Origin of the sequence: Microbacterium sp. (assembly GCF_047607225.1) — a bacterium.
Lineage (GTDB): Bacteria > Actinomycetota > Actinomycetes > Actinomycetales > Microbacteriaceae > Microbacterium.
Genome location: NZ_JASGDO010000015.1, coordinates 1 through 24141 on the forward strand (window position 1 = coordinate 1; position 24141 = coordinate 24141).

General features: G+C 70.7%; 25 protein-coding genes. 19 read left to right on the plus strand and 6 right to left on the minus strand.

Translation table 11 applies throughout. The annotated features are described in order from the left end of the window. Positions 1 to 78 precede the first annotated feature (78 nt). The 7 genes from QM591_RS01900 (at position 79) to QM591_RS01930 (ending at position 7703) form a co-directional block, all read left to right on the plus strand. Positions 79 to 1236 carry an alcohol dehydrogenase catalytic domain-containing protein gene (locus tag QM591_RS01900; protein WP_415129048.1) on the plus strand — a complete coding sequence of 386 codons (1158 nt, stop codon included), beginning with the start codon at positions 79 to 81 and terminating at the stop codon, positions 1234 to 1236. Continuing rightward, positions 1233 to 2018 (plus strand): amino acid ABC transporter permease, encoded by a 786-nt coding sequence (locus tag QM591_RS01905; RefSeq protein WP_415129050.1) that lies wholly within the window; start codon positions 1233 to 1235, stop codon positions 2016 to 2018. The genes QM591_RS01900 and QM591_RS01905 overlap by 4 nt, the downstream gene beginning before the upstream one ends. After that, positions 2015 to 2818, plus strand: coding sequence for an amino acid ABC transporter ATP-binding protein (locus QM591_RS01910; protein ID WP_415129052.1), 804 nt, complete (start codon positions 2015 to 2017; stop codon positions 2816 to 2818). Before QM591_RS01905 ends, QM591_RS01910 begins: the two co-directional genes overlap by 4 nt. 96 nt (positions 2819 to 2914) lie before the next feature. Further along, positions 2915 to 4498, plus strand: coding sequence for a thiamine pyrophosphate-binding protein (locus QM591_RS01915; protein WP_415129054.1), 1584 nt, complete (start codon positions 2915 to 2917; stop codon positions 4496 to 4498). Positions 4499 to 4510: 12 nt separating this feature from the next. Next, positions 4511 to 5518 (plus strand): dimethylarginine dimethylaminohydrolase family protein, encoded by a 1008-nt coding sequence (locus QM591_RS01920; protein WP_415129056.1) that lies wholly within the window; start codon positions 4511 to 4513, stop codon positions 5516 to 5518. Then, complete coding sequence (locus tag QM591_RS01925) at positions 5515 to 6759, plus strand: M20 family metallo-hydrolase (protein WP_415129058.1); 1245 nt, start codon at positions 5515 to 5517, stop codon at positions 6757 to 6759. The genes QM591_RS01920 and QM591_RS01925 overlap by 4 nt, the downstream gene beginning before the upstream one ends. Then, a complete protein-coding gene (locus QM591_RS01930) occupies positions 6756 to 7703 on the plus strand; it encodes an NAD(P)-dependent oxidoreductase (RefSeq protein ID WP_415129060.1) in 948 nt (315 codons plus the stop codon). The genes QM591_RS01925 and QM591_RS01930 overlap by 4 nt, the downstream gene beginning before the upstream one ends. Here the strand turns inward: QM591_RS01930 and QM591_RS01935 are convergent. Continuing rightward, entirely contained in the window at positions 7694 to 8416 is a 723-nt protein-coding gene (locus QM591_RS01935) for a hypothetical protein (RefSeq protein ID WP_415129062.1), read from the minus strand. The genes QM591_RS01930 and QM591_RS01935 overlap by 10 nt on opposite strands. After that, entirely contained in the window at positions 8416 to 9324 is a 909-nt protein-coding gene (locus QM591_RS01940) for a winged helix-turn-helix transcriptional regulator (protein WP_415129064.1), read from the minus strand. Before QM591_RS01940 ends, QM591_RS01935 begins: the two co-directional genes overlap by 1 nt. A 178-nt stretch (positions 9325 to 9502) precedes the next feature. Here QM591_RS01940 and QM591_RS01945 point away from each other — a divergent pair, with 178 nt between their 5' ends. The 7 genes from QM591_RS01945 (at position 9503) to QM591_RS01975 (ending at position 15726) form a co-directional block, all read left to right on the plus strand. Beyond that, positions 9503 to 10387 carry a sugar phosphate isomerase/epimerase family protein gene (locus tag QM591_RS01945; protein WP_415129066.1) on the plus strand — a complete coding sequence of 295 codons (885 nt, stop codon included), beginning with the start codon at positions 9503 to 9505 and terminating at the stop codon, positions 10385 to 10387. Between the two features lie 21 nt (positions 10388 to 10408). Next, on the plus strand, positions 10409 to 11635 hold the full coding sequence (locus tag QM591_RS01950; protein WP_415129068.1) for an aromatic ring-hydroxylating oxygenase subunit alpha: 1227 nt from the start codon (positions 10409 to 10411) through the stop codon (positions 11633 to 11635). Continuing rightward, positions 11622 to 12605, plus strand: coding sequence for a PDR/VanB family oxidoreductase (locus QM591_RS01955; RefSeq protein WP_415129070.1), 984 nt, complete (start codon positions 11622 to 11624; stop codon positions 12603 to 12605). The genes QM591_RS01950 and QM591_RS01955 overlap by 14 nt, the downstream gene beginning before the upstream one ends. Positions 12606 to 12678: 73 nt before the next feature. Next, entirely contained in the window at positions 12679 to 13623 is a 945-nt protein-coding gene (gene pip, locus QM591_RS01960) for a prolyl aminopeptidase (RefSeq protein ID WP_415129072.1), read from the plus strand. 89 nt (positions 13624 to 13712) lie between these two features. Next, positions 13713 to 13991, plus strand: coding sequence for a hypothetical protein (locus tag QM591_RS01965; protein ID WP_415129074.1), 279 nt, complete (start codon positions 13713 to 13715; stop codon positions 13989 to 13991). Beyond that, positions 13988 to 14743 carry an aminoglycoside phosphotransferase family protein gene (locus QM591_RS01970; RefSeq protein WP_415129076.1) on the plus strand — a complete coding sequence of 252 codons (756 nt, stop codon included), beginning with the start codon at positions 13988 to 13990 and terminating at the stop codon, positions 14741 to 14743. The genes QM591_RS01965 and QM591_RS01970 overlap by 4 nt, the downstream gene beginning before the upstream one ends. A 38-nt stretch (positions 14744 to 14781) precedes the next feature. Beyond that, positions 14782 to 15726, plus strand: coding sequence for a hypothetical protein (locus QM591_RS01975; RefSeq protein ID WP_415129078.1), 945 nt, complete (start codon positions 14782 to 14784; stop codon positions 15724 to 15726). Between the two features lie 38 nt (positions 15727 to 15764). Here the strand turns inward: QM591_RS01975 and QM591_RS01980 are convergent, their stop codons facing one another. Continuing rightward, complete coding sequence (locus QM591_RS01980; protein WP_415129080.1) at positions 15765 to 16370, minus strand: DUF4304 domain-containing protein; 606 nt, start codon at positions 16368 to 16370, stop codon at positions 15765 to 15767. A 64-nt stretch (positions 16371 to 16434) separates the two neighbouring features. After that, complete coding sequence (locus tag QM591_RS01985; RefSeq protein WP_415129082.1) at positions 16435 to 16977, minus strand: hypothetical protein; 543 nt, start codon at positions 16975 to 16977, stop codon at positions 16435 to 16437. 100 nt (positions 16978 to 17077) lie between these two features. On the opposite strand from QM591_RS01985, the gene QM591_RS01990 reads away from it, so the two are divergent. Continuing rightward, on the plus strand, positions 17078 to 17332 hold the full coding sequence (locus QM591_RS01990; protein ID WP_415129084.1) for a hypothetical protein: 255 nt from the start codon (positions 17078 to 17080) through the stop codon (positions 17330 to 17332). Between the two features lie 175 nt (positions 17333 to 17507). On the opposite strand, the gene QM591_RS01995 is transcribed toward QM591_RS01990, so the two are convergent. Together QM591_RS01995 and otnK are read right to left on the minus strand one after the other, a co-directional pair. Next, positions 17508 to 18200 carry a class II aldolase/adducin family protein gene (locus tag QM591_RS01995; protein ID WP_415129086.1) on the minus strand — a complete coding sequence of 231 codons (693 nt, stop codon included), beginning with the start codon at positions 18198 to 18200 and terminating at the stop codon, positions 17508 to 17510. Continuing rightward, on the minus strand, positions 18197 to 19438 hold the full coding sequence (gene otnK / locus QM591_RS02000) for a 3-oxo-tetronate kinase (protein WP_415129088.1): 1242 nt from the start codon (positions 19436 to 19438) through the stop codon (positions 18197 to 18199). The genes QM591_RS01995 and otnK overlap by 4 nt, the downstream gene beginning before the upstream one ends. A gap of 135 nt (positions 19439 to 19573) precedes the next feature. Between otnK and QM591_RS02005 the strand changes: the two genes are divergently transcribed. The 4 genes from QM591_RS02005 to QM591_RS02020 are packed head-to-tail and all read left to right on the plus strand — an operon-like array spanning position 19574 to position 24049. Continuing rightward, positions 19574 to 20950 (plus strand): homoserine dehydrogenase, encoded by a 1377-nt coding sequence (locus QM591_RS02005; RefSeq protein WP_415129090.1) that lies wholly within the window; start codon positions 19574 to 19576, stop codon positions 20948 to 20950. A 28-nt stretch (positions 20951 to 20978) separates the two neighbouring features. Continuing rightward, positions 20979 to 22283, plus strand: a complete 1305-nt coding sequence (locus QM591_RS02010; RefSeq protein ID WP_067165208.1) for an MFS transporter — start codon at positions 20979 to 20981, stop codon at positions 22281 to 22283. Continuing rightward, on the plus strand, positions 22276 to 23223 hold the full coding sequence (locus tag QM591_RS02015; protein WP_415129092.1) for an amidohydrolase family protein: 948 nt from the start codon (positions 22276 to 22278) through the stop codon (positions 23221 to 23223). The genes QM591_RS02010 and QM591_RS02015 overlap by 8 nt, the downstream gene beginning before the upstream one ends. Positions 23224 to 23248: 25 nt before the next feature. Then, positions 23249 to 24049, plus strand: coding sequence for a DeoR/GlpR family DNA-binding transcription regulator (locus QM591_RS02020; RefSeq protein WP_067165211.1), 801 nt, complete (start codon positions 23249 to 23251; stop codon positions 24047 to 24049). Positions 24050 to 24141: the final 92 nt, after the last annotated feature.

The window sequence follows — 24141 nt, forward strand, 5'->3', positions numbered from 1 at the left end:
CGCCCCCCCCCCCCCCCCCCCGACCCCGGCTCCGCCACCCCCAGCCCCCCACCCGCCAGATCCCGAAAGGAGCGCGTGATGACGACAGCGACCGAGACCACCGCCTCTCGCCGTTCGCGCGCGCTCGTGTTCGACGATCGCGTCGACGCCGAGCCGCGCGTGCGGCGCACCGAGGTGCGAGCCCCGGGACCGGGGGAGGTGCGGGTGCGGATGCGTGCCGCCGGGGTGTGCCATTCCGATCTTCACGCGATCAACGGTGACTGGCCCACGGGCCAGCGCGTCGTCCTCGGTCACGAGGGCGCCGGAACGGTGGACGCGATCGGTCCAGGGGTCTCCGACCTCGACGTCGGCGACCTCGTCTCGCTCAACTGGTACGCCTCCTGCCTGACCTGCGCCGCGTGCCTACGTGATCGTCCCTGGTTGTGTGCGCAGAGCCCCGCGGTATCGAACACGCTCCCCGGCGGGCTCACCGCGACGAGCGACGACGCATCGGGTGAGGAGGTGTGGCCGTATCTCGGCGTCGGAGCCTTCGCCGAGTACGTCGTCGTTCCCGCCCACGCCGCGATCGCCCTGCCGGCGGAGGTTCCCGCGGCCGTCGCTGCCATCGTCGGGTGCTCGGTGACCACGGGCTACGGCGCCGTCGTGCACACCGCCGCGGTGGAGCCGGGAGAGTCCGCCGTCGTGGTGGGCTGCGGTGGCGTCGGACAGGCCATCATCCTCGCCCTGGCGCTGCGGGGCGCGAGCCGGATCGTCGCCGTGGATCGCTCGCCGGAGAAGCTCGAGGCCGCCCGTGCGGCCGGGGCGACCGACCTCGTCCTCGCCGACGGCGACGAGCGCGATCGCCTTCGCGCCCTCCTGCCGGAAGGCGCCGACGTCGCCTTCGACGCGATCGGAGCCCCCGCCGTCTCCGGCTACCTTCCCCGCCATGTCGTGTCGGGCGGGCGCTGCGTGCTCGTCGGCATGCCGCGCGTGGACGGCACCGCCGAGATCGACACCTGGGACCTCGTCACCCGCGGTGTCACTCTGATCGGCTGCAACTACGGCTCGTCCGTGCCGCGGCGCGACTTTCCCGCGATCGCCGCGCTCTACCTCGACGGACGCCTTCCGCTCGACCTCCTGCTCGGACCCCGCATCTCCCTGGATGCCGCCACCGAGGCGATCCGCGCTCTCCCCACCCACGGCGGCGGTCGCATCGTCGTCGACCTCGACGCCCGAACCGCGAACGGAACCCCATGACCTTCGACGTCCAGATCTTCCTCCAGCAGGTGTTCTCGCAGGCGTTCCTCAACGGCGCCTTCCTCTCCATCTCGGTGGCGGTGCTGTCACAGATCGCCGCGATCGTGCTCGGCTTCCTGCTGGCGCTGGCGACGATGGGGAAGAACGCGGTGCTGCGTGCCGTCGCCCGCGTGTACATCTGGCTGTTCCGCGCCATCCCCGCCCTGCTCGTGCTGCTGCTGCTGTGGAACGCGGCGCCGCAGCTGATCCCCGCGTTCCGGCAGAGCTGGTACTCCCCGTTCCTGGCGGCGGTCATCGGTCTGGCGCTCACCGAGGCCGCGTTCATGGCCGAGATCATCCGCTCGGCGATGCAGAGCGTCGACGACGGTCAGGCCCTCGCCGCCCGCGCACTCGGGATGAAGCCGGTCTCGGTGCTGTTCAAGGTCACCCTGCCGCAGGCCATCCGGGTGGCCATCCCGCCCACCGGGAACGAGTTCATCGCCATGGTGAAGTACACGTCGCTGGCGAGCGTGATCTCTCTGCGGGAGCTGCTGACCACGGCGCAGCTGGGCGTCTCGACGACCTTCCGGTACGCCGAGTACTACGCCGCCGCGACCGTCTACTACCTCGTGATCGTCTCCGTCCTGATGATCCTGCAGAACCGGCTGGAGCGGAGATACCGCTGGACCAGCCCCAAGCGGAAGCGGAGGTCGGCCGTGAACACCGGATCCATCCCCACCATCGACCTGGGCGGCGTCGCCGCCCCGGCCGCCGAGCAGCGCAAGGAGGCGGGCGTTCGATGACCGGCCACACCATCCTCGACTCGGTGCCCACCGGCACCCTCACCGACGGCCCGCTCATCGCCGCCGCCGATCTCCACAAGTGCTACGGCGAGGTCGAGGTGCTCAAGGGCGTCGACTTCGCCGCGCGCACCGGTCAGGTGAAAGCGCTCCTCGGCCCCTCGGGCAGCGGGAAGTCGACGCTCCTGCGCCTCCTCAACCTCTTGGAGCCCGCCGACAAGGGCACGATCATCCTCGACGGGGAACGCATCGGGGTGCGTCCCGGCACCGATCGCCATGCACCGGAGCGGATGCTGGCGGTGCAGCGCCGCGACATCGGCATGGTGTTCCAGCGTTTCAACCTCTTCCCGCACCTCACCGCGCTGCGCAACGTGTCCCTGCGCCTGGCCGAGCTCCCCGGCGTCAGCCGTGCCGAGGCACAGGAACGCGCGGCAGTGATGCTCGAGCGCGTGGGTCTCGGCCATCGCATCCACTCCTTTCCCTCCGAGCTCTCCGGCGGTCAGCAGCAGCGCGTGGCGATCGCCCGGGCGCTCGTGCTCAGCCCGAAGGTGATGCTCTTCGACGAGCCCACGAGCGCCCTCGACCCCGAGCTGGTGCACGAGGTGCTGGATGTCATGGAGGAGCTCGCCGCCGAGGGGATGACGATGATCGTCGTCACCCACGAGACCCGCTTCGCCCGCCGTGTGGCCGACGAGGTGGCGTTCTTCGACCACGGCGTGATCCTCGAACAGGCCGAGCCCGAGCGCTTCTTCACCCAGCCCGAGCACGAGCGCACCCGACAGTTCCTCGCGCACCTCCACTGAGCCGCGGATCGCACCGGCGCACCGCGACGCCATTCCGCCCCACCCCACGTTCCGCGCACGATCCGCCGTCCCCGGCGACGAGAGAGACAGAGAGTCATGAGATTCGGAGAAGGAGTAACGCGCCTCCTCGCCGACTACGGTGTCGACACCGTCTTCGGCATCCCCGGTGTGCACACCATCGAGATGTATCGCGGGCTGCGCGACGCCGGCATCGCTTCGCACCCCGCCCGCCACGAGCAGGGCGTCGGCTTCATGGCCGACGCCTACGCGCGTCAGACGGGACGCCCCGGCGTCGCGATCCTGGTGACCGGACCCGGTCTCCTCAACGCCCTCACCCCGCTCGCCCAGGCGTGGCACGACTCGGTGCCGCTTCTGTTCCTCGCCGCCGACACCGACTCCACGCTCGCCGGTCGCCGCCGCGGTCCCCTGCACGACGTGCGCGATCAGACCGCGGCAGCCGCCGGGGTGAGCGACCACGTGTGGCGCGTGACCGACCCCGCCGAGTTCCCCGCCGTGCTCGCCGCCGCCTGGGCCGCGATGACCACCGGCCGTCCCGGCCCCGCGGTGATCTCCCTCCCGATCGACCTGCTGGAGCGCGAGATCCCCGCACCGTTCACGCGGCTGCCGCTTCCCACGGCGACTCCCGAGCCCGACCCCGCAGCGCTCGCCGACGCGAGCCGCGTGCTGTCGTCGGCGAGCAGGCCCGCGATCCTCGCCGGTGGCGGCAGCCGTGGGGCCGAGGTGACCCAGCTCGCCGAGGCCCTGGACGCGCCCGTCGTCACCACCGGCAACGCGGCGGGCGTGCTGGCCGCCGCGCATCCGCTGAACGTCGGGGTGCTCCTGCCTTTCGCCGGCGCGCAGAGGCTCCTCAAGGAAGCCGACGTCGTGCTCGCGGTCGGCACCGAGTTCTCCGAGACCGACGTGCTGTACTCCGGCCGCCCGATCCAGATCGACGGAACGCTCGTGCGCGTCGACGTCGACCCCGACGCCCTCCACGTTCCGTTCCCCGCCGACGTCGCGGTGCTCGGAGACGCGGCTGCGGTGGTGGCGGTGCTCGCGGAGAGCGCGTCACGCCCCGCAGGCGATGGTGCGGCGCGCGCCGCCGTCGCCCGCGCCGACGTGGCGTGGACGACGCAGTCCGAGGGCCACGCGCCGTGGATCGACGCGATCGTCGCCGCGACTCCCGCCGAGGCGGTCACGGTGCTCGACTCCACCCAGCTCGCCTACACGCTGCACCAGATGGTCGTGCCGAGCTCTCCCACGGCACGCATCGCCACCTACGGCCTCGGCACCCTCGGGGCTGCCGTGCCGATGGCGGTCGGGGCGGCGATCGCCGAGCCCGAGCGTCCCGTCCTCGCCATCGCCGGTGACGGCGGTGTGCTGTTCTCGCTGCCCGAACTCGCCACCGCCGTCGACCTCGGTCGCCAGTTCACGCTACTGATCTGGGACAACCGCGGCTACGGCGAGATCCGCGACTCCTTCGACCGGGCCGGCGCCGAACGCATCGACACCGAGGTCACCGCCCACGACCACGCCGCCATCGCCCGCGGCTTCGGCGCTCACGCCGTGACGGTCGACACCCCCGACGAACTTGCCACCGCCCTGCGCGACGCGTTCGGCTCCGCCGGAGCGACCGTCATCGTCGCCCGTGAAGCCGCCGCCGTCGCGGCCACCGTCTGAGAGAGGACCGTCATGACCACCATCGACTCCACCCTGGAGATCTCGGACGGGCGCTTCCACGCGCTCCTCGGCCCCGAGCCGTTCCCCGCATTCGACGACACCGGGGAGCTGGAGGCGACGTGGGGCCGTCGCTGGGGCGCCGCCGACGAGGTCAGCCGCCTCCGCTCGGTGCTGGTGCGCCGGCCGAGCCCAGGCCTGGCCGACATCCGCGCGGACGCGTACTCCGACGACCTCGACGCCCTCGTCGACCCGGCGCTGCGCTGGTACTGGACGGGCCGTGAGACCCCCGATCTCGACCGCGTCGCCGCCGAGCACGACGGCCTCGTCGACACGCTGCGCGCACACGGCGTCGAGGTGCACGTGGCCGACGAGCTGCCCCGCACCTTCACCAAGTCGATCTACACGCGCGACCCGCTCGTCACGATCCCCGGGGGCGCGATCATCGGCCGACTCGCCGCGCGGGTACGCCGTGGGGAGGAGCAGTCGATCACGGCGGCCGTTGCCGGAGCCGGGATGCCGATCCTCGGCACGATCACCGGCTCGGGTCTCGTGGAGGGGGGAACCTTCGTCAAGGTCCGTCGCGACACCGCCTTCTTCGGCACGTCGGTGCGCTGCAATCCGGAAGGCTATCGCCAGCTCGCGCGGCTGCTGGAGCCGCACGGCATCACGCTGCACCGTTTCTCGCTGCCGGGCTACCTCATCCACCTCGACATGTGCTCGTCGATGCTCGACGACGACCTGGCCCTGGTCAACCCGCGGCTCGCCCCGTACGACTATATGAACGCCCTGCGCGAGCTCGGCGTCGAACTGGTCGAGGTGCATCCGTCGGAGGAGTGGGCGTGCAACCTCCTCGTCCTGGACCGGCGCACCGTGATCATGCCCGACCACTTGCCCCGCACCGCCGAGATGCTTGCGGACAAGCACGGGGTGACCGTGGTCACGCTGCCCTACCGCGAGATCCTCAAGAACGGTGGCGGCATCCACTGCTCGACGATGGAGCTGCAGAGGGACTGGGCATGACGGGGCGCGACTTCCTGGCCGACTTCGCGGAGATGAGCGCTTTCGGTGCCACGCCTCGCGGAGGACTCGACCGCATCGCCGGTACGGCCGCTCACCGCGATGCACGCGCCTGGCTCGCCGCGATTCTGCGAGAGCACGGGTTCGAGGTCGGCACCGATGCCGCGGGAAACATGTTCGGCGTCATCCGTCCGGCCGGTGACGCGCCCGTCGTGCTCTTCGGCTCGCACCTCGACAGCCAGCCCAAGGGCGGGCGCTACGACGGGTCGTACGGCGTGCTCGCTGCCGCCCACGCCGCCATCGCCGCCGCGGAGGGCTTCCGCGCGCGCGGAGAGACCCCGAGGTACAACATCGCGGTCGTCGACTGGTTCAACGAGGAGGGCGCGCGCTTCAAGCCCAGCATGATGGGCAGCGGGGTGTTCACCGGAATCCTCGACCTCCATGCCGTCCTGGAGACGACCGACCGCTTCGGCGTGCGCGTGGCCGACGCCCTCGACGACATCGATGCGCGCGGCGCGTTCGAGCTGGGCGAGGTCGCCGGTTACGCCGAGATCCACATCGAGCAGGGGCGTTCACTGGAGGAGCAGGGCATCACGATCGGAGTGGTGGAGGCCACCTGGTCGGCGCACAAGTACGACGTGCTCGTGCGGGGCGACCAGTCGCACACCGGCGCCACCCGCATGGCCGACCGCAAGGACGCGATCCTCGGGGCCGCGCACCTGATCACCCGCGTGCGTGACCTGTGCGACCTGTTCCCCGTGGAAGCCCTGCACACGTCGGTGGGCGAGCTGGACGCGTTCCCGAACTCTCCCGTGACCGTCGCCGGCGAGGTGCGGATGCTCGTCGACCTGCGGGCGCCCTCGAGCGAGACCCTGGTCTCGGCCGGCGCCCACTTGCGTGAGGCGATCGCCGCCGCCGCCGCAGCGAGCCGCACCGAGATCGAGATCCTCTCCACCGTCACGTGGAACAGCGGGCCGTTCCTCGAGCGGGGTATCGCCGTGGCCGAGGAGGCCGCGGCGGCGGCCGGGCACTCGCACACCCGGGTGCTGACGCTCGCCGGACACGACGCCACGAACATGAAGGACATCGCACCCACGGTGCTCGTCTTCGTGCCGAGCGTGGAGGGCATCACCCACAACGAGGCCGAGTACACGCGCGACGACGACGCCCTCGCCGGGGTCGCCGTGTTCACGCGCGTCGTCGAACGTCTCGCGTCCGGCGCGCTCGACGAGCCCGCCCCGTGAGCGACGCGCCGGTCGCGGTCATCACCGACGTGACCGACCTCGACGTCGGCCCCGCCCGCCGGATCCTGGAGGAGGCGGGGTTCGAGGTGCACGTCCTGGCGCTCGACACCGACCCGACCATCCCGGACGCCGCGCGTGGCGCGGTGATCGCGCTCGCCGGCTATGCGTTCCTCGGCGCAGAGTTCTTCGACGCTCTCCCCGCCCTCCGCTACATCGGCACGGCGTCCGCGGGAATCGACATGGTGGACGCGGCGGAGGCGGCGGCGCGCGGCGTCGTCGTCCAGCCGCTCGTCGGGGTGGCGACCGAGGAGGTCGCCGCGCACGCGCTCGCCCTGCTCCTCGCCGTCGAGCGCGGTGTGCTCCCGGCGGCGGCCGCGGTGTCGGCGGGCTCGTGGAGCGAGGCCTATGAGGCGGTGCCGCGGCGTCTGTCGGAGCGAACCCTGGGCCTGTTCGGCCTGGGCCGGATCGGGGGACGCCTCGCGCAGCTCGCCCGTCCCCTCTTCGCCCGGGTCATCGCACACGACCCCTACGTCGCGGCCGCTCCCGACGGCGTCGACGAGCTCGTGGACGCCGTCGCGCTCCTCGCCGCGAGCGACGTGCTGTCGTTGCACGTGCCCCTGACCGCCGAGACGGCCGGCGTCATCGGGGCGCCGGAGCTCGCGGCTCTCCCCGCGGGCGCGAGCATCGTGAACGTCTCCCGCGGTGAGCTCATCGACAGTGCGGCGCTCATCGCGGCGCTGGATGCCGGCTCCCTCCGGGGCGCGGCCGTGGACGTGCTCGACGCGGAACCGCCCGCGGCCGATCACCCGATGCGGACGCATCCGCGCGTGATCGTCACCCCCCACATCGCCTACCTGTCGGAGCGGTCGCTCGAAGGCTACGAGCAGCAGCCCGCCCGGTCGGCCGTCGCGTGGTGGGAGGCCCACGCGTCGCCTCAGATGTAGAAGGGGACGGTACCGCGCGTCGCGCCGGGGAGGATGTGCTCGTCGGCGGCCATCGCCGCGTGCCATTCTTCGAGGAAGCGACGTCCGCTCGCGTCGTCGAGCGTGAGGCCGGACACCCGCATGTGCGGCACCAGCAGGGCGAGCACGGCTCCCAGTGCGGCGGCGGCCGGCTCGCCCGCTCCGGTCCATTCGCCGCCGTGGAGCGGCTGCGGGAACACGCGCGCGGTCTCGCCGTCCCAGTCCACGAGGGCGCCGAGGCCCTGCAGCTCTGCGAGGAGCCGGTCGACGTAGGAGCCGTGCTCCCCGAGACCGCGCAGTTCGCTCGGATCGTCGGCGAGCGCGGTGAGTACCAGGAGCGGGGCGACGAGGTCGCGGTGGTCGGAGAGGTCGACGACGATGCCGCGCAGGTGTCCCGACGTCGACCTGCTGGTGCAGGTGAGCCCTTCGGCGGAGCGGACGACGTATGTGCCCATCGAGGCGAGCGCTTCGCGCAGGGGAGTGGCCGAGGGCTCGCCGGCGATCGCGTCCCAGTTGCGGACGACGACGGTACCCGTGGTGACGGCGGCAGCCGAGAGGAACACGGCGGCGTCGGCGACGGTGGGGGCGTACACCTCGGTGTTCGCGGGGCTCGTGCTCGCGCCGAGGTGCGGCACCGTCACGGTGGCGCGCAGGGGGATCGTCGCCAAGGGGGCATCCCACACGTCGTCGCTCATCATCGGGTCCTCTCGGTCGGTCTGTCGGGGATGTCCTGGGTGTCGTAGATCTCCTTGGCCACGGCCAGGTGCACCCAGGTGGTGAGCACGTTCACGCCGGGGAGAGCGTTCAGTGCGTCGATCTCGGCGGCGGCGGCCTCCAGCCCCGCGACCCGGAGCGTGCCGACGAAGCTCGAACGCCCCACGGAGGTGGCGAGGTACTCCACGCCTCCCCTCGCGATGAGGGCGGCCTCCAGTGTGCCGTCGTCGTCGGCGACCATCCGGAATCCGATCTGCAGCGAGTCGGGGCGGGCCTGCTGGCGCACGCCGATCCGGACGACACCCGCCTCGATCAGTCGGAGCACGCGTGCGCGGGCCGAGGCGGTCGTGAGACCGACGAGGCGAGCCAGCGAGGCGTACGGCACGCGTCCGTCGGCCTGCAGCTCGCGCAGGAGCACTCTGTCCACCGCATCGAGGTGCACGTCGCCGAGGGGATGCAGCCGGACCATGGCGTCCTTCACCACGTCGAGGTACTCGTCGACCTCGACGGTCGCCACCGACGGCAGTGCGCGGATCCGGCGCAGCCGTTCCGCCAGTGCCGCTCGGTCGGCCACGCGCACTTCGGCGGCCACGGCCGCCTCGCCCGCGACGCGGGTGATGTAGGGGAGCGCAGGGTCGTCGACGAGGGCGGCTACGACGTCGGCGACGGCGCCGGTGGGAGTGATGAGCAGGTGTGCGAGGGCGTGCTGACCGAAGACAGAGGGGTGGATGATGCCCCGAACCTCGATGTGGTCGGCGGCGAGGGCCGCCAGCAGCTGCCGGGTGTGAGATGCCGAGAGTCCGGTCGCGCGGGCGAGCGCTTCGACGGAGGCGCGGCCGTCGTCGATCAACGCCGAGAGCAGCGCCTCGCGCGCGGGGGATGCGGACATGCCTCTCCTTCGTTCGCGGGCCCGAGCTTACTGAATCGGTCGCGCGTTACCGTCGTGTTTCCGTTGAAGAGAAAGTTTGTTACGGATGTAGCTCAACAACATCTTTGCGCATTTTTCACGGCTCGTGACGTATATCGTTTCGCTCATGGCTTCACTTGAGCAACTGATAGGAAACGCCATGACCCGCCTTGCCCCTCCCGCTCTGCGCACGTTCCAGTCGCTCTGGGCCATGGAGGACCTGCCGACGGCAGCGGCTCCCTGGACCCTCGAGGAACAGATCGGGCTGCTCGTGGAGGCGGGGTACGCGGGTGTCGCCGTCGACCTGGGTGCTCGCCGGGCTCCGACCGCCGAGGCTCTCGACCGTGCGCTGGCCGGGTCGGGGCTGGAGCGGATGGTGTTCACCTTCGCCGGCACCACGGCAGCGCTCGACGAGGCCCTCGACTACGCCGCCCGGATCGAGGCCCGCGACATGGTGCTGTGCGCGAGCGTGTATCCGGACGACCCTCGCGAGGCGGCCGACCTCGTCGCCGGTTGGCACGCCCGTGCCGCGGCGGCCGGCGTTCACCTTGAGCTGGAGACGCACCGCAACACCCTCACCAACGACCTGCGTTTCACCCGGCGCCTGGTGGATGAGCTCGATCCGGCCGTGCGCCTCGCGATCGACCTGTCCCACTACATCGTCGGCGCCGAGATCCCCGCCGAGCCCACCGCCGAGATCGAGGAGAAGATCGCGGCGATCCTCTCCCGCGCGGGCAGCCTGCAGGGGCGGATCGCGTCCCGCTGCCAAGTGCAGATCCCGCTGCACCACGAGGGGTCGCAGCCCTGGATCGCGCTCACGCGCCGCTGGTGGCGAGACGGCTTCGCGCACCTCCTCGCCGCCCGCGAGGAGGCGGCCCGTGAGGAGCCGGTGACCTTCGTCACCGAGTTGGGCACGACGCCGTACGCCCTCGTCGACGCCGACGGCGTCGAGCTGTCCGACCGCTGGGCCGAGGCCCGGCAGCTCATCGAATGGGCAGAGGCAGACCTCGCCGCCGCCGCCCGCATCGTTCCCGTTCCCGCCTGATCACCCGCAGAAGGACTCCCGATGGACACCACCTCCACCCCCGCCGCTCCAGTCACCTACGTCCCCACCGCCAGCGGCAAGAACGTCATCGTCGAGGGCCCGCTGACCGAGGCCACGCTCGGCACCTCGATCGTCCCCGCCTACGCCTACACCGACGAGGAGGCGTTCGCTCACGAGCAGCAGACCATCTTCCGCTCCGGCTGGTCGTGGGCAGGCTACGCGCACTGGATCCCCAACGTCGGCGATGTCCGGCCCGTGACGATCGCCGGGTCGCCGCTCCTGCTCGTGCGCTCCACCGAGGAGGAGATCAAGGTCTTCCACAACTCGTGCCGCCACCGCGGGATGGTTCTCACCGAGGAGCCGATCGAGGTCACCCAGCGTATCCAGTGCGCGTACCACTGCTGGTCGTACAACCTCGACGGCAGCCTCGCCGCGGCTCCGTACTTCACGCGGGAACGTCGCGGCAACCCGTCTCCCGAGGCCAAGGAGCGTCTGCATCTGCTGCCGGTCGCCAGCGCGACCTGGGCGGGCATGATCTTCGTCAACCTGTCCGATGATCCCCGTCCGTTCCTGGAGTCGGCGGGGCCGCTCGTGGAGCGGTGGTCGTACATCGACTTCGACCGTCTGCACCTGGGCGCCGAGCGGGAGTTCGATCTGGCCGTCAACTGGAAGCTGTGCGTGGAGAACTTCCTCGACTTCTACCATCTGCCTTTCGTCCACCCGCAGGTGGGTCCGGTCGCGGCGTCGCTCGACGTCGACGACGTCGTGATCGAGCCGTCCCTCATCGTCGGCGGCTCCTACCCCCGGGGAGCGGTCGGCAAGGCCAAGAAGAGCGAGGATCAGCTCCCCTATCTCGGCGACGTTCCCGACGACAAGAAGGAGTCGCAGGACATCTTCTGCCTCTTCCCCAATGCGCTCGTGTTCCTGGAAGCGGACTGGTTCCAAGTGATCGCGCTCGACCCGCGTTCGGCGACCCACACCGTGGAGCACATGGCGGTGTTCGTGGACAAGGATGCCGATGACCCGCGGTTCGCCGAGAGCATCTCCTCGCTGGTCGAGGTGCTCTTCCACGTCAACGAGCAGGACATCCCCTTCCTCTACAAGCTCCAGGCCGGGCGGCGTTCGGTCGGCTCCGACCACACGTCGCTCGTCGAGCACTGGGACCAGATCACCGCGATGTTCCAGACGATCGTCGCGTCGCGCGCCGGTTACGGCACGGCCGGGGAGGCGGCGCGTGTCGACGAGTGAGATGATGCGTGATCGGCTCGTCGTGCGAGAGGTCGCCCCCCTCAGCGCCGACGTCGTGCGCATCACGGTCGCGGCCGAGGACGGTCGTCCGCTGCCGCCGTGGGGTCCCGGCGACCACATCGACATCGAGCTGACGTCGGGGCTGACCCGGCAGTACTCCCTGTGCGGGGCGCGCGCCGAGTCCGACGCCTGGACCGTGGCCGTGCGGCTGGATCGCGCGGGCCGCGGCGGATCGGTGTTCGCGCACGAGGGACTCCGCGCCGGCGACGCGGTGCGGGTCGCCGGCCCGCGAGCGACGTTCGCCCTCGAGCAGGCGCCCCGCTACGTCCTGGTCGCGGGAGGCATCGGCATCACCCCGATCCTCACGATGGCCGAGCATCTGGCCGAGAGCGGCACCCCGTTCCGTCTCTACTACTTCGACCGAGGTGCCGAACGGATGGTGTTCCGCGAGCGCCTCGCCGCCCTCGGGCCCGCGGCGGTGATCGTCGACCGCGCGGTGGACACCCACACGACGCTCGCCGCCGTCGTCGCCGATGCCGGCCCAGAGGCCCTCGTCTACGCGTGCGGACCGCGGCGGATGCTCGACGAGCTCTCCGATCTCGTCGCGCCCGAGCGGCTGCGCATCGAGGACTTCGCCCCGGCTCCGGCACCGGCTTCCGCGACCCCGGACGGCGGGGAGCCGGCGGGTGCGTCGTCCGACGCGTCCGCCTTCGAGGTGCAGCTGGGGGCGGGAGGCGAGGTGCACCCCGTCCCGGCCGGGTGCTCCCTGCTCGACGTGCTGCTGAAGGCCGGGGTGGACGTCATGTGGTCCTGTCGTGAGGGCAACTGCGCCAGTTGCGAGACCACCGTCCTCGACGGCGTGCCCGATCACCGAGACGTCATCCTCACCGACGACGAGAAGGCGGCGAACGACGTGATGTTCCCCTGCGTCTCGCGTTCGCTCACGCCGCGCCTGGTGCTCGACTGCTGAGAAGGGTCTACGCGCCGCTGGCGGGACTGCACGAGCATGGGGCGTGCGCGTGTGGCCCGGCTATCCTTCGACCGTGCATCCTCCGCTCGAACCGTTCGCCTCCGGCATCCTGTCGCGCCCCGGTGGGGTGGGCCTCCATTGGGAGACGTCCGGCAACCCGGAGGGGCGACCGGCGCTGTACCTCCACGGCGGCCCGGGCGGCGGGCTCGGGCGAGGGGGCTATCGCCGGCGGTTCGACCCCGACGTCTACCTGATCGTCGGACTCGACCAGCGCGGGTGCGGCCGGAGTACGCCGTGGGCCATCGACGACCTCGACCACCTCGACGAGAACACGACCCCCGCGTTCCTGGCCGACATCGAAGCGCTCCGCGCACACCTGGGCATCGATGCGTGGCTGGTCCACGGCGTCTCGTGGGGCTCCACCCTCGCGCTCGCGTACGCGCTCGCCCATCCCGAGCGGGTCACGGAGCTCGTCCTCACCGCCGTCACGACCGGCGCGCGGTCGGAGATCGACTGGATCACCGAGGGGGTGGGGGCGATCTTCCCCGAGGCATGGGCGGAGCTCGCGGCGGACCTGGCTCCCGGTGAGCGCGTGGTGGAGCACTACGCGGCACTGCTGAGGAGTCAGGACCCGGCGGTCCGCGCCGCGGCGGCCGATCGCTGGGACGCGTGGGAGTCGACGCACGTCTCCCTCGACCCCGCTTACCAGCCGGGTCCGTCTCACGAGGACTCCCGCACGCGGGAGAACTTCGCGACCCTCGTCACTCACTACTGGGCGAACGACTGCTTCCTCCGCGGTGACGAGGCGATCCTCCCGCGCGCGGCAGCCCTCGCGGGGATTCCGGGTGTGCTCGTTCACGGCCGCTACGACGTCAGCGGACCCGCGATCACGCCGTGGCTCCTGCACCGGTCCTGGCCCGGCAGTCGTCTCGAGATCGTCGAGACCGAGGGCCACGGCGGGGAGATCGAGATGGCGCTCACGACCGAGGCGATCGACGGCTTCGCGCGACGGGGGTGACCCCGCTGTACCGGGTCTATCGCATCGAGTAGCCGATCTCCGTCGCCCGGGGGAGGTGATCGGGTGTCGTCCCTCGTAGCGTGGGGGTCATGGACAGCGGGATCGAACGTGAGCAGGAGCACCCGTCGGCGGACGAGGCGGCTCGCCTCCGGGCGGGCATGAGGTGGCTCGTGACCGGATCGATCATCGCGCTCATGGCCCTCGTCTCCTGGTCGATCCTGTCGGCGGCCAGCGGGTCGGCGGCGGGCATGGTCGCGGCGAGCTCGGGCTCTGTCGCGGTCGTCGTCGCCTGGACCACCGGATACGTCGCGATCTCCACCCGCCTGAAGCAGCTCGCTGCTGCGGCCACGGATCCCGAGAGCGCGTGACCGAGGAGCAACCGCTCACCGGCGGCAACTCGACCGCCGTGGTGAGGGTGGGCGACACGGTGCGACGCGAAGCCGGACCCTGGACTCCCGCGGTCCACGCCCTGCTCCGCACGCTTCGAGTCGCGGGGATCGAAGCCGTCCCGGAGCCGATCGGGTTCGACGATCGGGGCCGGGAAGTGCTCTCCTTCCTACCGGGCGAGGTCGGCGCCTACCCGTTACCCGACTGGCTCTGGGATCCGACGATCCTCGACGACGCGGGTGCGCTGCTACGGCGCGTCCACGATGCGAGCGTGCCTCTGGTGGTGCAGGACCTCTCGTGGCGGTCGCCTCGCCACCATCCGGCCGAGGTGATCTGCCACAACGATGCCGCCCCGTACAACATGACCTTCTCCGGAGGGCGGTTGACCGGCCTGTTCGACTTCGATATGGCCGCTCCCGGGCCGCGTCTTCGCGATCTCTCCTACCTCGCATATCGTTTCGCCCCGCTGGCGGGAGACGCCGGGGCGGAGTTCACCACGGAGCAGCAGTTGGGGCGGATCGACCGACTCGTCTCCGCGTACGGGATGTCCTTCTCACGATTCGAGGTGCTGACCGCTGTCGCCGATCGCCTCCGCGAGCTCGCTGAGTACACCGACGGGCGGCATCGCGAGACGGGCAACCCGGAGTTCGCCGAGCACGCCGCGATGTACCGGCGGGATGCGCGTCGGGCGGAGCGGCTGTCGATCCCGGCGACGGGCGCGGTGGGCGGGTGAAAATAGCGCGTCTTCTCGTACCCGGTATCGCGATCGTCGTGCTCGTCATCGTGTGGGTTGCGCCCTTCACCGAGGCGCGAGAGTGGCCCGGTATCGCCTTCGTCGTCGCAGCCGATAGGCCCATTGCACTCGGATTGGCGGCGCTGAGTATCGCCGCGGGTGCCACCGTGATCCTGGTGCGTCGCTTCCGCCGGGCCGCCATCGTTCTCGGAGTCGTCTGCGTCTTCGGCGCGGCGATGTTCGGGGGCCGAGTCATTGCGCAGGGCGCTTCTGACGGACGAGCACCCAGCGCAGACGCGGCAATCTACGGCATGGCCTGGAACGCTCGGGGGGAAGACGTGTCAGACATCGCAGGCGCGGTCGAATCCACATTTCGGGGTCGGCATAGCGCCATCGTCGTCCTCCCCGAAACGCCGTGGAAGCTGGGCGAAGAGGTCGCTGAGATTCTTCGCGCGGGTGGGCACGACGTCGTCGCGTTCGCTCCCGACTGGACGGCCACGTCCATCATCATGACGCGCGCTCTCGCCGAGGAAGGGCAGTACGCCATCGACAGCGGCACACCTCCGTGGGCCGGGCTTGCGCTCACCCCCGCGGCGCCGTCCGCGCGGACACCGATCATCGTGGGCACGCACCTTCAACAACCCTCCCTGTCCGCCATCGATACGTGGCGACAGCACATCGAGTGGGTTCATCGAACGTGCTCCGCGAGTCCCTGGGTCGTCGTCCTCGGGGACCTGAACTCGACCCTCAACAACCTGGGCGGTGATCAGCTCGGAGGCTGCCACGACGTCGCGGCAGCCAATGGCGCCGGATCCGCGTCGACCTGGCCGACCAGTCTCCCGCCGATCCTGGGCGTATCGATCGACCGATTCCTCGTGGGGAAGGGATACTCGCCGGCTGCGGCGACGTGGGAGGTGGATCGGAGCCTGTCGATCACGAAAACGGATCATTGGCCGATCCGGATTTCCGTTCCTCGCGACTGACTCTCCCTCTTCTTGCTGATCCGCGGAGGTCGCGCGATTCAGTCCAGGGTGATGCCGTGCTGGGCTGCCACCCGCTCGAACTGCGCGGCGAGCCGGGGCCAGCGCTCCTCCTGCCCGAACCGTTCCTGCGCCGACTGGACCTGGCGCCGGATGGCGTCCTGGTCGCCCGTGGCGCACCACCATGCGAACAGCGTCGTGTCCAGGGGAGCGTCGCTCTCGCGGAGCACGGCGGCCAGTGACGCCCCGTCGGTCACGCGGCTGAGGTGCGCATCGAGATCGCGGAGCGCGGCGGCGAACGCGTCGTCGAGAGCGTCGTCGCTCCATTCCTCCAGGTCGATCCACTGCCCCGGCCACGCGACGACGTCCTCGAACCGCGTGACGTACTGCGGTGCCGCACGAGTGAGGTCGTCGGGAACCGCCGATCCGACGGTGCGCGCGAACTCTGCCGAGTAGGCGCTGACGTTCACGTAGATCCGCAGGTGGTCGGCGGAGTTGCCGTGACTGCGCTGCAGGCCGATGCCGTGCACCACGTCGCCGGTGACCCGGGTCCATTCCCACCGCTTCTTGCGGTACCCGCGAGGTTTCAACTCGGGAGTGACGACGCGGGCGGCGAAGGCGGTGAGACGGGAATCGAGGTCGGTCACGACACCCGATGGTAGCGGCCCCGCCCGGCCCCGCCCCGCCCGGAATCGCCCTGCGCGGAACCCCTCAGTGCGCGGGAAGGGATCGCTGTGCGCGAGATGCCGGCCGCAGGAGCAGCGCGCCCGAGACGGCGTAGGCGACGGGAACGAGGAGGTGAGCTCCGTCCCACGGGAAGACGAAGAGACTCACGAGGACGAGCACCGCCGCGATGGCGGGAAGCGCCAGAGTCCATCGAAGCGGGTCGCCGGTCGAGTCGCTCCAGAACACCAGTGCCGCGCCGGCGGTGAGCGCGGCGAGGCTCAGGAGCGATGCCAGTTGCGACGGGGCGGGCCCGAGAGGCGAGCCGGCCGCGATCTGCACCGTGTTGACGACGGCGAGGAGGAGAGCACCCACCCCGGCGACGACGAATCCGAGCCGCGCCCGGCCTGCGACGGCAGGAGCCAGGAGGAGGACTCCGACGGCGATGAGAAACGTCGGACCGACGGTGATCAGCACGATGACAGCCGGAGAAGCCGGCGTCGACACGAACCGCCCGACCACCATTTGCGCCGTATCGGCGATTCCTCCGACGATCAGCAGGATGCCTCCCGCGAGGCGATAGATGTCCACGCGCGCAGTCTCCTCTCCGCGCGCGATCCGCAGCAAGGAGGGCGGCAGGACTCCGGCCAGACTCGCAGGTGCGTCCGCGCCAGTCGACTAGCCTCGGGGCATGCCCCTCGCTCTGGTGAGCGGTGCCGCGCGCGCCAATAGCATCGCTGCGGGCATCGTCCCCCGACTCATCGCGGACGGGTGGGACGTGGTGACGAGCGATCTCGACTCCGGCGACTTTCCGTGCGACCTCTCCGACCCCGCGGCGCCGATCGCGCTCGTCGAGAGGATCGCGTGCGAACGGGGAACGCTCTCCGGGCTCGTGCTGAGCCACGCGCACGACTGGCCGGGCTGGGCCTCGTCTCCATCGTCCTGATCCTCGCGGGCTGCGCCGAGATCGACGATGTCGCTCACGGGAGCGCCCAGACCACGTACCCGAACGCCGCCGCTTTCGAGAAGGAGCACGCCGACGCCGCTGCGACGGCGACCAGTGGCTGGCGTGGACGCCCGCGACCGAGGCGGAGTGATCCGTCCCGCCCGCGCCGCCAGTTTCAGGCGGGTGGCGCGTCGGACACCTGCTCCCGCCACGGCATCCCGTAGCGCTGGGTGAGCTCCGCGATCTGCTCCTCGGTCAGGAGGCGATACCGGTCGTCGGGCTGGAGGAGCCAGGTGCGCGACGCCTCTTCCACTTCGATGGCGGCGTTGAGAGCCGCGTCGGGGGTCGCGCCCGCCGTGATCTGACCGTGGTTGGCCAGCAGCGCCCCCCGGAACCGCCACGGCGAACGCCGCACCTCGTCGGCTTGGCGGACGTCGCCCGGCGCGTAGAACGGAATGAGCGGAACCTGTCCCACCCTCATGAGGAAGTAGGGCGTGACCGGCGGGAGCGCGCAGTGGTCGGCCCACGGCTCGCGGCACGAGGCGGCCACGGCATACGGAGAGTGCACGTGCACGATCGACCGCATGTCACGATCCCGCTCGTAGAGGGCGATGTGGAGGAAGACCTCCTTCGAGGGACGGGGACCTTCGAGGTGTCGTCCGTCGAGGGCGACGATCGACAGGGCATCGGGGTCGAGGCCCGCGAGGTCGGCGTTCGTGGGGGAGATCGCGACGAGATCCCCGTCGCGCACGCTGACGTTGCCCGAGCGACCGGGGCTCAGACCCGCCTGCGTGGCGGCCGCAGCGGCGGCGACGAGCGCGAGGCGCTGCTCGAGCGCGATGGTTCCGGTCGCCGAATCAAGGCTCATGCGAGAAGCTCCCACGCGTTGGTGAACATGTCGTCGGCGCCGAAGTTGCCCGATTTCAGGGCCAGCCCCATCCGGCCGTGCGCGGCGAGGGCATCGGTCCACACCACACCGGGGGCGATGACCTGCCCCACGCGGAGCGAGGCGATCCCGAGGTCTTGGACGACCCGGCCGCTCGTCTCGCCGCCCGCGACGATGAGTGCGCCCAGCCGTGGCGCGGCGTGCTGCGCGACGAGGCCGAGCACGCGCTCCACGTCGTCGCCGGACACCGCGGCCGCCGGTGCGTCGAGGTCGGTGAGGGCGTCGGTCGCATAGACGAGGGCTGCGCGTCCCGGCTCGGCGGTCCACTGCGCCGTCACCCACGTGAACACCTCGGCGGCGTAGGCCGCCGGCTCGTCGGCGATGCGCGCCGGGTCGAGCTTGAGGGCGGGCAGGTGCTCCCGCGCGTGAGCGACCTGGCGACGGGTGGTGGCCGAGGCGGATCCGCTGAGGATCAGTCGTTCCCCCGGGCGGGACGCAACGGGCTCGCCGCCCGCCGCGTCGTCACCGTCGGCGTCGCCCAGCCCGAGGGCGAGCCCGGCGCCGCCGGTGAGGAGGACGTGGTCTCCCGCGGAGTGGGCCAGCGCGACGAGGTCGGCGTCGTCGATCGCGTCGGCGATGACGATCCGGGGTGCTCCCGTCGGGGCGAGCTCGTCCTCGATGCGACCCGAGCGCACCGCATCGAGGTAGAGGGAGGAGATGCCGAGCGCGGTCTGTGGCTGGAGGAGCCGCTCCAGGCTGGCATCGCGCATCGGCGTCAACGGGTGGTACCGCATGGGGCTCTCATCCAGCGGCACATGTCCGACGAACAGGCGCCCCTGGTACACCGTGCGTCCGTTACGGGGATAGGCGGGCGCGACGAGGGCGACCTCCAGGCCGAGTTCGGCGAGCAGGGCGTCGATGACCGGCCCGATGTTGCCCTCGGGGGTGGAGTCGAACGTGGAGCAGTACTTGAAGAAGAACGTGCTCGCCCCCTGGTCACGGGTCCACCGCATCGCTGCCGTGCTGGTGGCCATGGCCTCCTCCACCGGAGCCGTGCGCGACTTCAGTGCGACCACGAGCGCATCCGCCTCTCGCAGGTCGTCCGGGTCCACGCGGTCGACGTCGAACACGACGAGGGCGCTGCGTCCGACCGCAGCGAGAACGGACGCGATGTCTGTGGCGCCGGTGACGTCGTCCGCGACGCAGCCGATGATGCTCATGTGTTCCTCCACGTCTCAGCATATACGGCCGATGTGAGGTTATGTGAATGTGTTTGACTCAGATGTGAATCTATGGTTATGTGCTCTCGTGCCCGTCTGGGCACACGACGACGTGTGGAGTCAGGACGGGTAACGATGAATGTGACGGCGCTGCTCTCGCGAACCAGCGGAGAACCGGCGCGCTTCGCGCTGACGGGGGCCAAGGGAGCCTACGCGAGAACGCTCCTCGCGCAGGCGAAGCTCGGCGATCTCGTCCGTCCTACCGTGCTCTGCGACCTCGACACCGAGGGCGTCGCCGCGCTCTGCATCGACCTCGGTTACGACCCCGACGCCTTCGTGATCGCCTCGTCGGCCGACGAGGTCGCGGCGGCGGGGGAGCGGATCGCGATCGTCTCCGACCTCGACCTCATCCGCGCGTCCGATGCAGAAGTCCTCGTCGAGGCCACGGGAAGCCCGGTCCACGGAACCCGCGCGAGCCTGGCGGCGATCGAAGACGGCCGTCATGTCGTGATGGTCTCCAAAGAGGTCGACACCGTCTCGGGCCCCGCTCTCGGCCGGGCGGCGAACGAGGCCGGCGTGGTCTACACCCTGGCGCACGGCGACCAGCCCGCCAACCTCCTGGATCTCATCGGATGGGCGCGCCTGGTCGGATTCGAGGTCGTCGCGGCCGGGAAGTCGAGCGAATACGACCTCGTCTACGACCCCGCCGCCGGCACCGTCACCCAGCTCGACGAGACGCACGAGGTCGACACGGCGGCGTTCGACCGTCTTCTCGCGTTGGGAGAGGTCGAGAGCACGCTCGCGGCCCGGGCCGCCGCCGTTGCGGCGTTCACGCGGAGCGCTGCGGCCGACCTCTGTGAGATGGCCGCCGTCGCCGCCCAGAGCGACCTCGTCCCCGACACCGAGCTCTTCCACTACCCCGTGGCTCGCATCGCGGAACTCGCCGACATCTACGCGCTCCGCGCTGACGGCGGCATCCTCGAGGGCCCCAATCGGGTCGACGTCTTCAGCGCGCTGCGCGTGGTGGGTGAGCCCAGCTTCGCGGGCGGAGAGTTCGTCGTCGTCCGCACCGGCGACGTGTCGACGTGGGAGGTGCTGCGCCAGAAGGGGCACGTCCTCAGCCGCGACGGACGATACGCGTGCATCTTCTGGCCGTATCACCTGATGGGTGTCGAGACGGTCGCCACCATCGCCGCGGCCGCACGGCTCGGGGTCGGCACCGGTCGTCCCGGCGCGGCGCCTCGCGTGATGATGGCGGGCCGGGCCCGGCACGACCTCGCCGCCGGCACCCGCCTGACCATGGGCGGCCACCATCACGAGATCGAGGGCGTCGCCCCGGTCGTGCGGGAGATCGCCGCCACCCCCGCCGACGCGGCGCCCTTCTACCTCGCCGCCCACACGACGCTCGCGCGTCCGGTGGCCGCGGGCGAGCTGATCATGCTCGCCGACCTCGCCGACCCCGAGCCGCTGCTGCGCGACACCTGGTCGACGGCGCGAGCCCTTCTCGTCTGACTCTCACCCGAACGCAAAGGAGCACCCGATGACTCAGACCACCTCCGCGGCGGCGCAGACCCGCGCCGGCGCGCCCCGCAAGACGAACATCCGCTGGTCGGTGGTCGTCATCCTCTTCCTCTTCTACACGGTCAACTGCATCGACCGGGCGTCGCTGTCGGTGGCTCTGCCCACCATCAGCGCCGAGTTCCTGCTGGAGCCTGCCGTCCAAGGCCTCATCCTGTCGGCGTTCTTCTGGACGTACTGCCTGTTCCAGATCCCCGGGGGCCTCGCCTCCGACCGCTGGGGACCGCGCAAGGTGATCGGGATCGCCGCCGCCGTCTGGGGCGGGTTCACGGCTCTGGCCGGCCTCGCGCTCAACGGTTTCATGCTCGTGCTCGCGCGCCTCGGACTCGGAGCGTTCGAGGCCCCGTACATGCCTGCCGCGTCGAAGCTCGTCTCCAAGTGGATGCCGCAGAACCGCCGCGCCTCGGGAGTGACCCTCATCGACTCCGGCGCTCCCCTCGGATCCGCGCTCGGCGGACTGATCGTGGCGGGGCTCATCACCGCGACCGGGTCCTGGCGCTGGTCGTTCATCATCATCGGTGTCGCGACGATCTTCATCGGCCTGGCCGTCTACGCCTACATCCGCAACACCCCGCGCGAGCACAAGCTCGTCAACGCCGCCGAGGCCGAGTTCATCGAGACCAACGGCGGACGTGACGTCGTCGCGAAGGAGAAGCCCGGGCTGACCGTCGGCACCACGATCTGGATGGTCGTCGGGCGCATGGGCTGGGCGATGGTGTTCTGGGGCCTGGTCACCTGGGGCCCCAACTACCTCTCCAACGCCCGGGGCCTGGACTTGGCCGCCATGGGCTTCGCCACGTTCGTCATCTTCCTCTGCGGCGCGTTCGGCGAGATCCTCTCGGGCCTTCTCGCCGACCTGCTCCAGCGCCGGTTCGCCCCGAACGTCGCCCTGAAAATCCTCTTCGGTGGCTCGGGCGCGATCAGCCTCGCCGCGCTCGCGATGCTCCCGTTCGTCGCCGACGCCGGAACGGCGATCCTCCTCCTGTGCGTGGGCGTGTTCTTCAACCTCTTCGGCGGGCTCTACTGGACCATCCCGGGCATGCTCGCCAAGCCCGAGAAGGTCGGCTTCGTCGGCGGGGTCATGAACTTCGCGGGTACGTCGTCGGGCATCATCGTCCCCATCGTGGCCGGCCTCATCGTCCAGTTCACCGGCGGCTACACGGGCGTGCTCATCTACCTCGCCGTGTGCGCGGCCGTCTACCTCGTGGCCTCGCTGTCGATCGACTTCGAGGGCAAGCGCGTCAAGCGGGGAGCAGTCAGTGTCTGACGACCTGCTGCTCGATGGGGCCGGCCGCTATGCCGGCCCCATCGTGGACGCGCACCACCACGTCTGGGATCTCGAGCGGAACCTCTACCCGTGGCTCACCCCGGAGATCCTCGTCCCCCACCGCTACGGCGACTACACGGCGATGAAGCGCACGTACCGTGCGGAGGATTACCTCGCCGACGTCGACGGGCTCGGCATCGCCGCGACCGTGTACATGGAGGCGGAGTGGGACCCCACGGATCCGCTGGGCGAGACCCGCTACATCGAAGAGGTCCACTCCGCGACCGGCGTCCCGGGCGCCATGGTCGCGCAAGCGTGGCTCGCCGCGCCCGACGTGGCCGCCACGCTCGCCGCGCAAGCGGCGTCGCCTCTCGTGCGGAGCGTCCGGCACAAGCCCGGCGGGCCCACCTCGCCCGCCGACGTCGACAGCGGCGGCCGCTCGCTCATGAGCGACGACACCTGGCGTGCGGGATACGCGCTCCTCGCCGCGTACGGGCTGCACTTCGACCTCCAGACTCCGTGGTGGAACCTGCCCGAGGCCCGCCGGCTGGCCGAGGACTTCCCTGATACGACCCTCGTCGTGAACCACTCCGGCGTGCTGCTCGACCGGCACCCCGAGACGATCGCGCGCTGGCGCCGCGCTCTGGAAGAGATCGCCGCCGCCCCCAACGTCGTGATCAAGGCCTCGGGGCTGTGCGTCGAGGGAGAGCCGTGGACCACCGACCTCAACCGCGACGTGATCCTCGACATGGTGCGCATCTTCGGTGCCGACCGCGTGATGTTCGGCAGCAACTTCCCGGTCGACGGAATGTTCGTCAGCTACCGCGGACTTCTGGAGACCTACCAGGAGGTGCTGTCGGTGCTCCCGGCGCGCGATCAGTGGGCGGTTTTCGCCGGGACCGCAGAGCGCGTGTACCGGCCTGCCCCCCTCGGGGCGTGAGCCGGTCGCCGGTTAGGGTGGGCGTATGGCGATCACCTCCGACAGCGAGGCCCGTGTGATCCCCGATCAGCGTCGCGAGAGACTCATGCGTGCCCTGCACCGCGAGAAGGTCTTGAGCGTCCACCAGCTCACGGATCTCCTCGGCGTCTCGCACATGACCGTGCGTCGTGACATCGCGGTGCTCGAGCAGGAGGGGCTTGCCCTCGCCGTTCCCGGCGGCGTGCGCCTCGCGACCCATGCGATCTCGGAGCCCTCGCGCGACGACAAGTCGCTGCTGCGCCCCGAGCAGAAGTCCGCGATCGCCGCGGCGGCCGCCGCCCGCGTCCGCGACGACATGGTCGTCTACCTCGACGCCGGCACGACCATCCAGGCGATGGTGCCGCTGCTCCTCGAACGCACCGGCCTCACGATCGTGACGAACGACTTCGGCATCGTCGACGCACTCGCACGCACGAGCATCCCCACGATCCACACGGGCGGGCGCGTGGACCACGCCAACCGCTCGACGATCGGCTCGCTCGGCGCACTCGTGCTCGCCCAGCTCAACACCGACATCGCCTTCATCAGCGCCTCATCGTGGAGTCTCGCGCGCGGGGTGACGACTCCCGAGCCGTCCAAGGTCGACGTGAAGCAGGCCGCGATGCGTGGCACGGCCGAGAGCGTGCTGGTGGCGGACTCCTCCAAGTACGGCTCGTTCAGCGTCTACAAGGCAGCCGAGCTCAAGGCCTTCGATGTCATCGTCACCGACACCGAACTGTCCGACACCGCCGCCGAGGCGATCACCGGCCGCGGGATCGAGCTGACGCTCGCGCTTGCTACGCTCTAGCGCGTGGGAACAATAAACGCGGCGCTCGTGACGGGGCGCTTCTTCACCTTCCGCGACCGCCGCGCCTGACGGCGCGCTCGCTCTCGCTCGCA

Coding starts and splice junctions, on each gene's coding strand:
- QM591_RS01950 (WP_415129068.1), top strand. CDS start 10,409: ATGGACACCACCTCCACCCCCGCCGCTCCAGTCACCTACGTCCCCACC.
- QM591_RS02010 (WP_067165208.1), top strand. CDS start 20,979: ATGACTCAGACCACCTCCGCGGCGGCGCAGACCCGCGCCGGCGCGCCC.
- QM591_RS01990 (WP_415129084.1), top strand. CDS start 17,078: ATGCCCCTCGCTCTGGTGAGCGGTGCCGCGCGCGCCAATAGCATCGCT.
- QM591_RS01915 (WP_415129054.1), top strand. CDS start 2,915: ATGAGATTCGGAGAAGGAGTAACGCGCCTCCTCGCCGACTACGGTGTC.
- QM591_RS01905 (WP_415129050.1), top strand. CDS start 1,233: ATGACCTTCGACGTCCAGATCTTCCTCCAGCAGGTGTTCTCGCAGGCG.
- QM591_RS01965 (WP_415129074.1), top strand. CDS start 13,713: ATGGACAGCGGGATCGAACGTGAGCAGGAGCACCCGTCGGCGGACGAG.
- QM591_RS01910 (WP_415129052.1), top strand. CDS start 2,015: ATGACCGGCCACACCATCCTCGACTCGGTGCCCACCGGCACCCTCACC.
- QM591_RS01900 (WP_415129048.1), top strand. CDS start 79: ATGACGACAGCGACCGAGACCACCGCCTCTCGCCGTTCGCGCGCGCTC.
- QM591_RS02020 (WP_067165211.1), top strand. CDS start 23,249: ATGGCGATCACCTCCGACAGCGAGGCCCGTGTGATCCCCGATCAGCGT.
- otnK (WP_415129088.1), bottom strand. CDS start 19,438: ATGAGCATCATCGGCTGCGTCGCGGACGACGTCACCGGCGCCACAGAC.
- QM591_RS01940 (WP_415129064.1), bottom strand. CDS start 9,324: ATGTCCGCATCCCCCGCGCGCGAGGCGCTGCTCTCGGCGTTGATCGAC.
- QM591_RS01920 (WP_415129056.1), top strand. CDS start 4,511: ATGACCACCATCGACTCCACCCTGGAGATCTCGGACGGGCGCTTCCAC.
- QM591_RS01995 (WP_415129086.1), bottom strand. CDS start 18,200: ATGAGCCTTGATTCGGCGACCGGAACCATCGCGCTCGAGCAGCGCCTC.
- QM591_RS01925 (WP_415129058.1), top strand. CDS start 5,515: ATGACGGGGCGCGACTTCCTGGCCGACTTCGCGGAGATGAGCGCTTTC.
- QM591_RS01945 (WP_415129066.1), top strand. CDS start 9,503: ATGACCCGCCTTGCCCCTCCCGCTCTGCGCACGTTCCAGTCGCTCTGG.
- QM591_RS01935 (WP_415129062.1), bottom strand. CDS start 8,416: ATGAGCGACGACGTGTGGGATGCCCCCTTGGCGACGATCCCCCTGCGC.
- QM591_RS02005 (WP_415129090.1), top strand. CDS start 19,574: ATGAATGTGACGGCGCTGCTCTCGCGAACCAGCGGAGAACCGGCGCGC.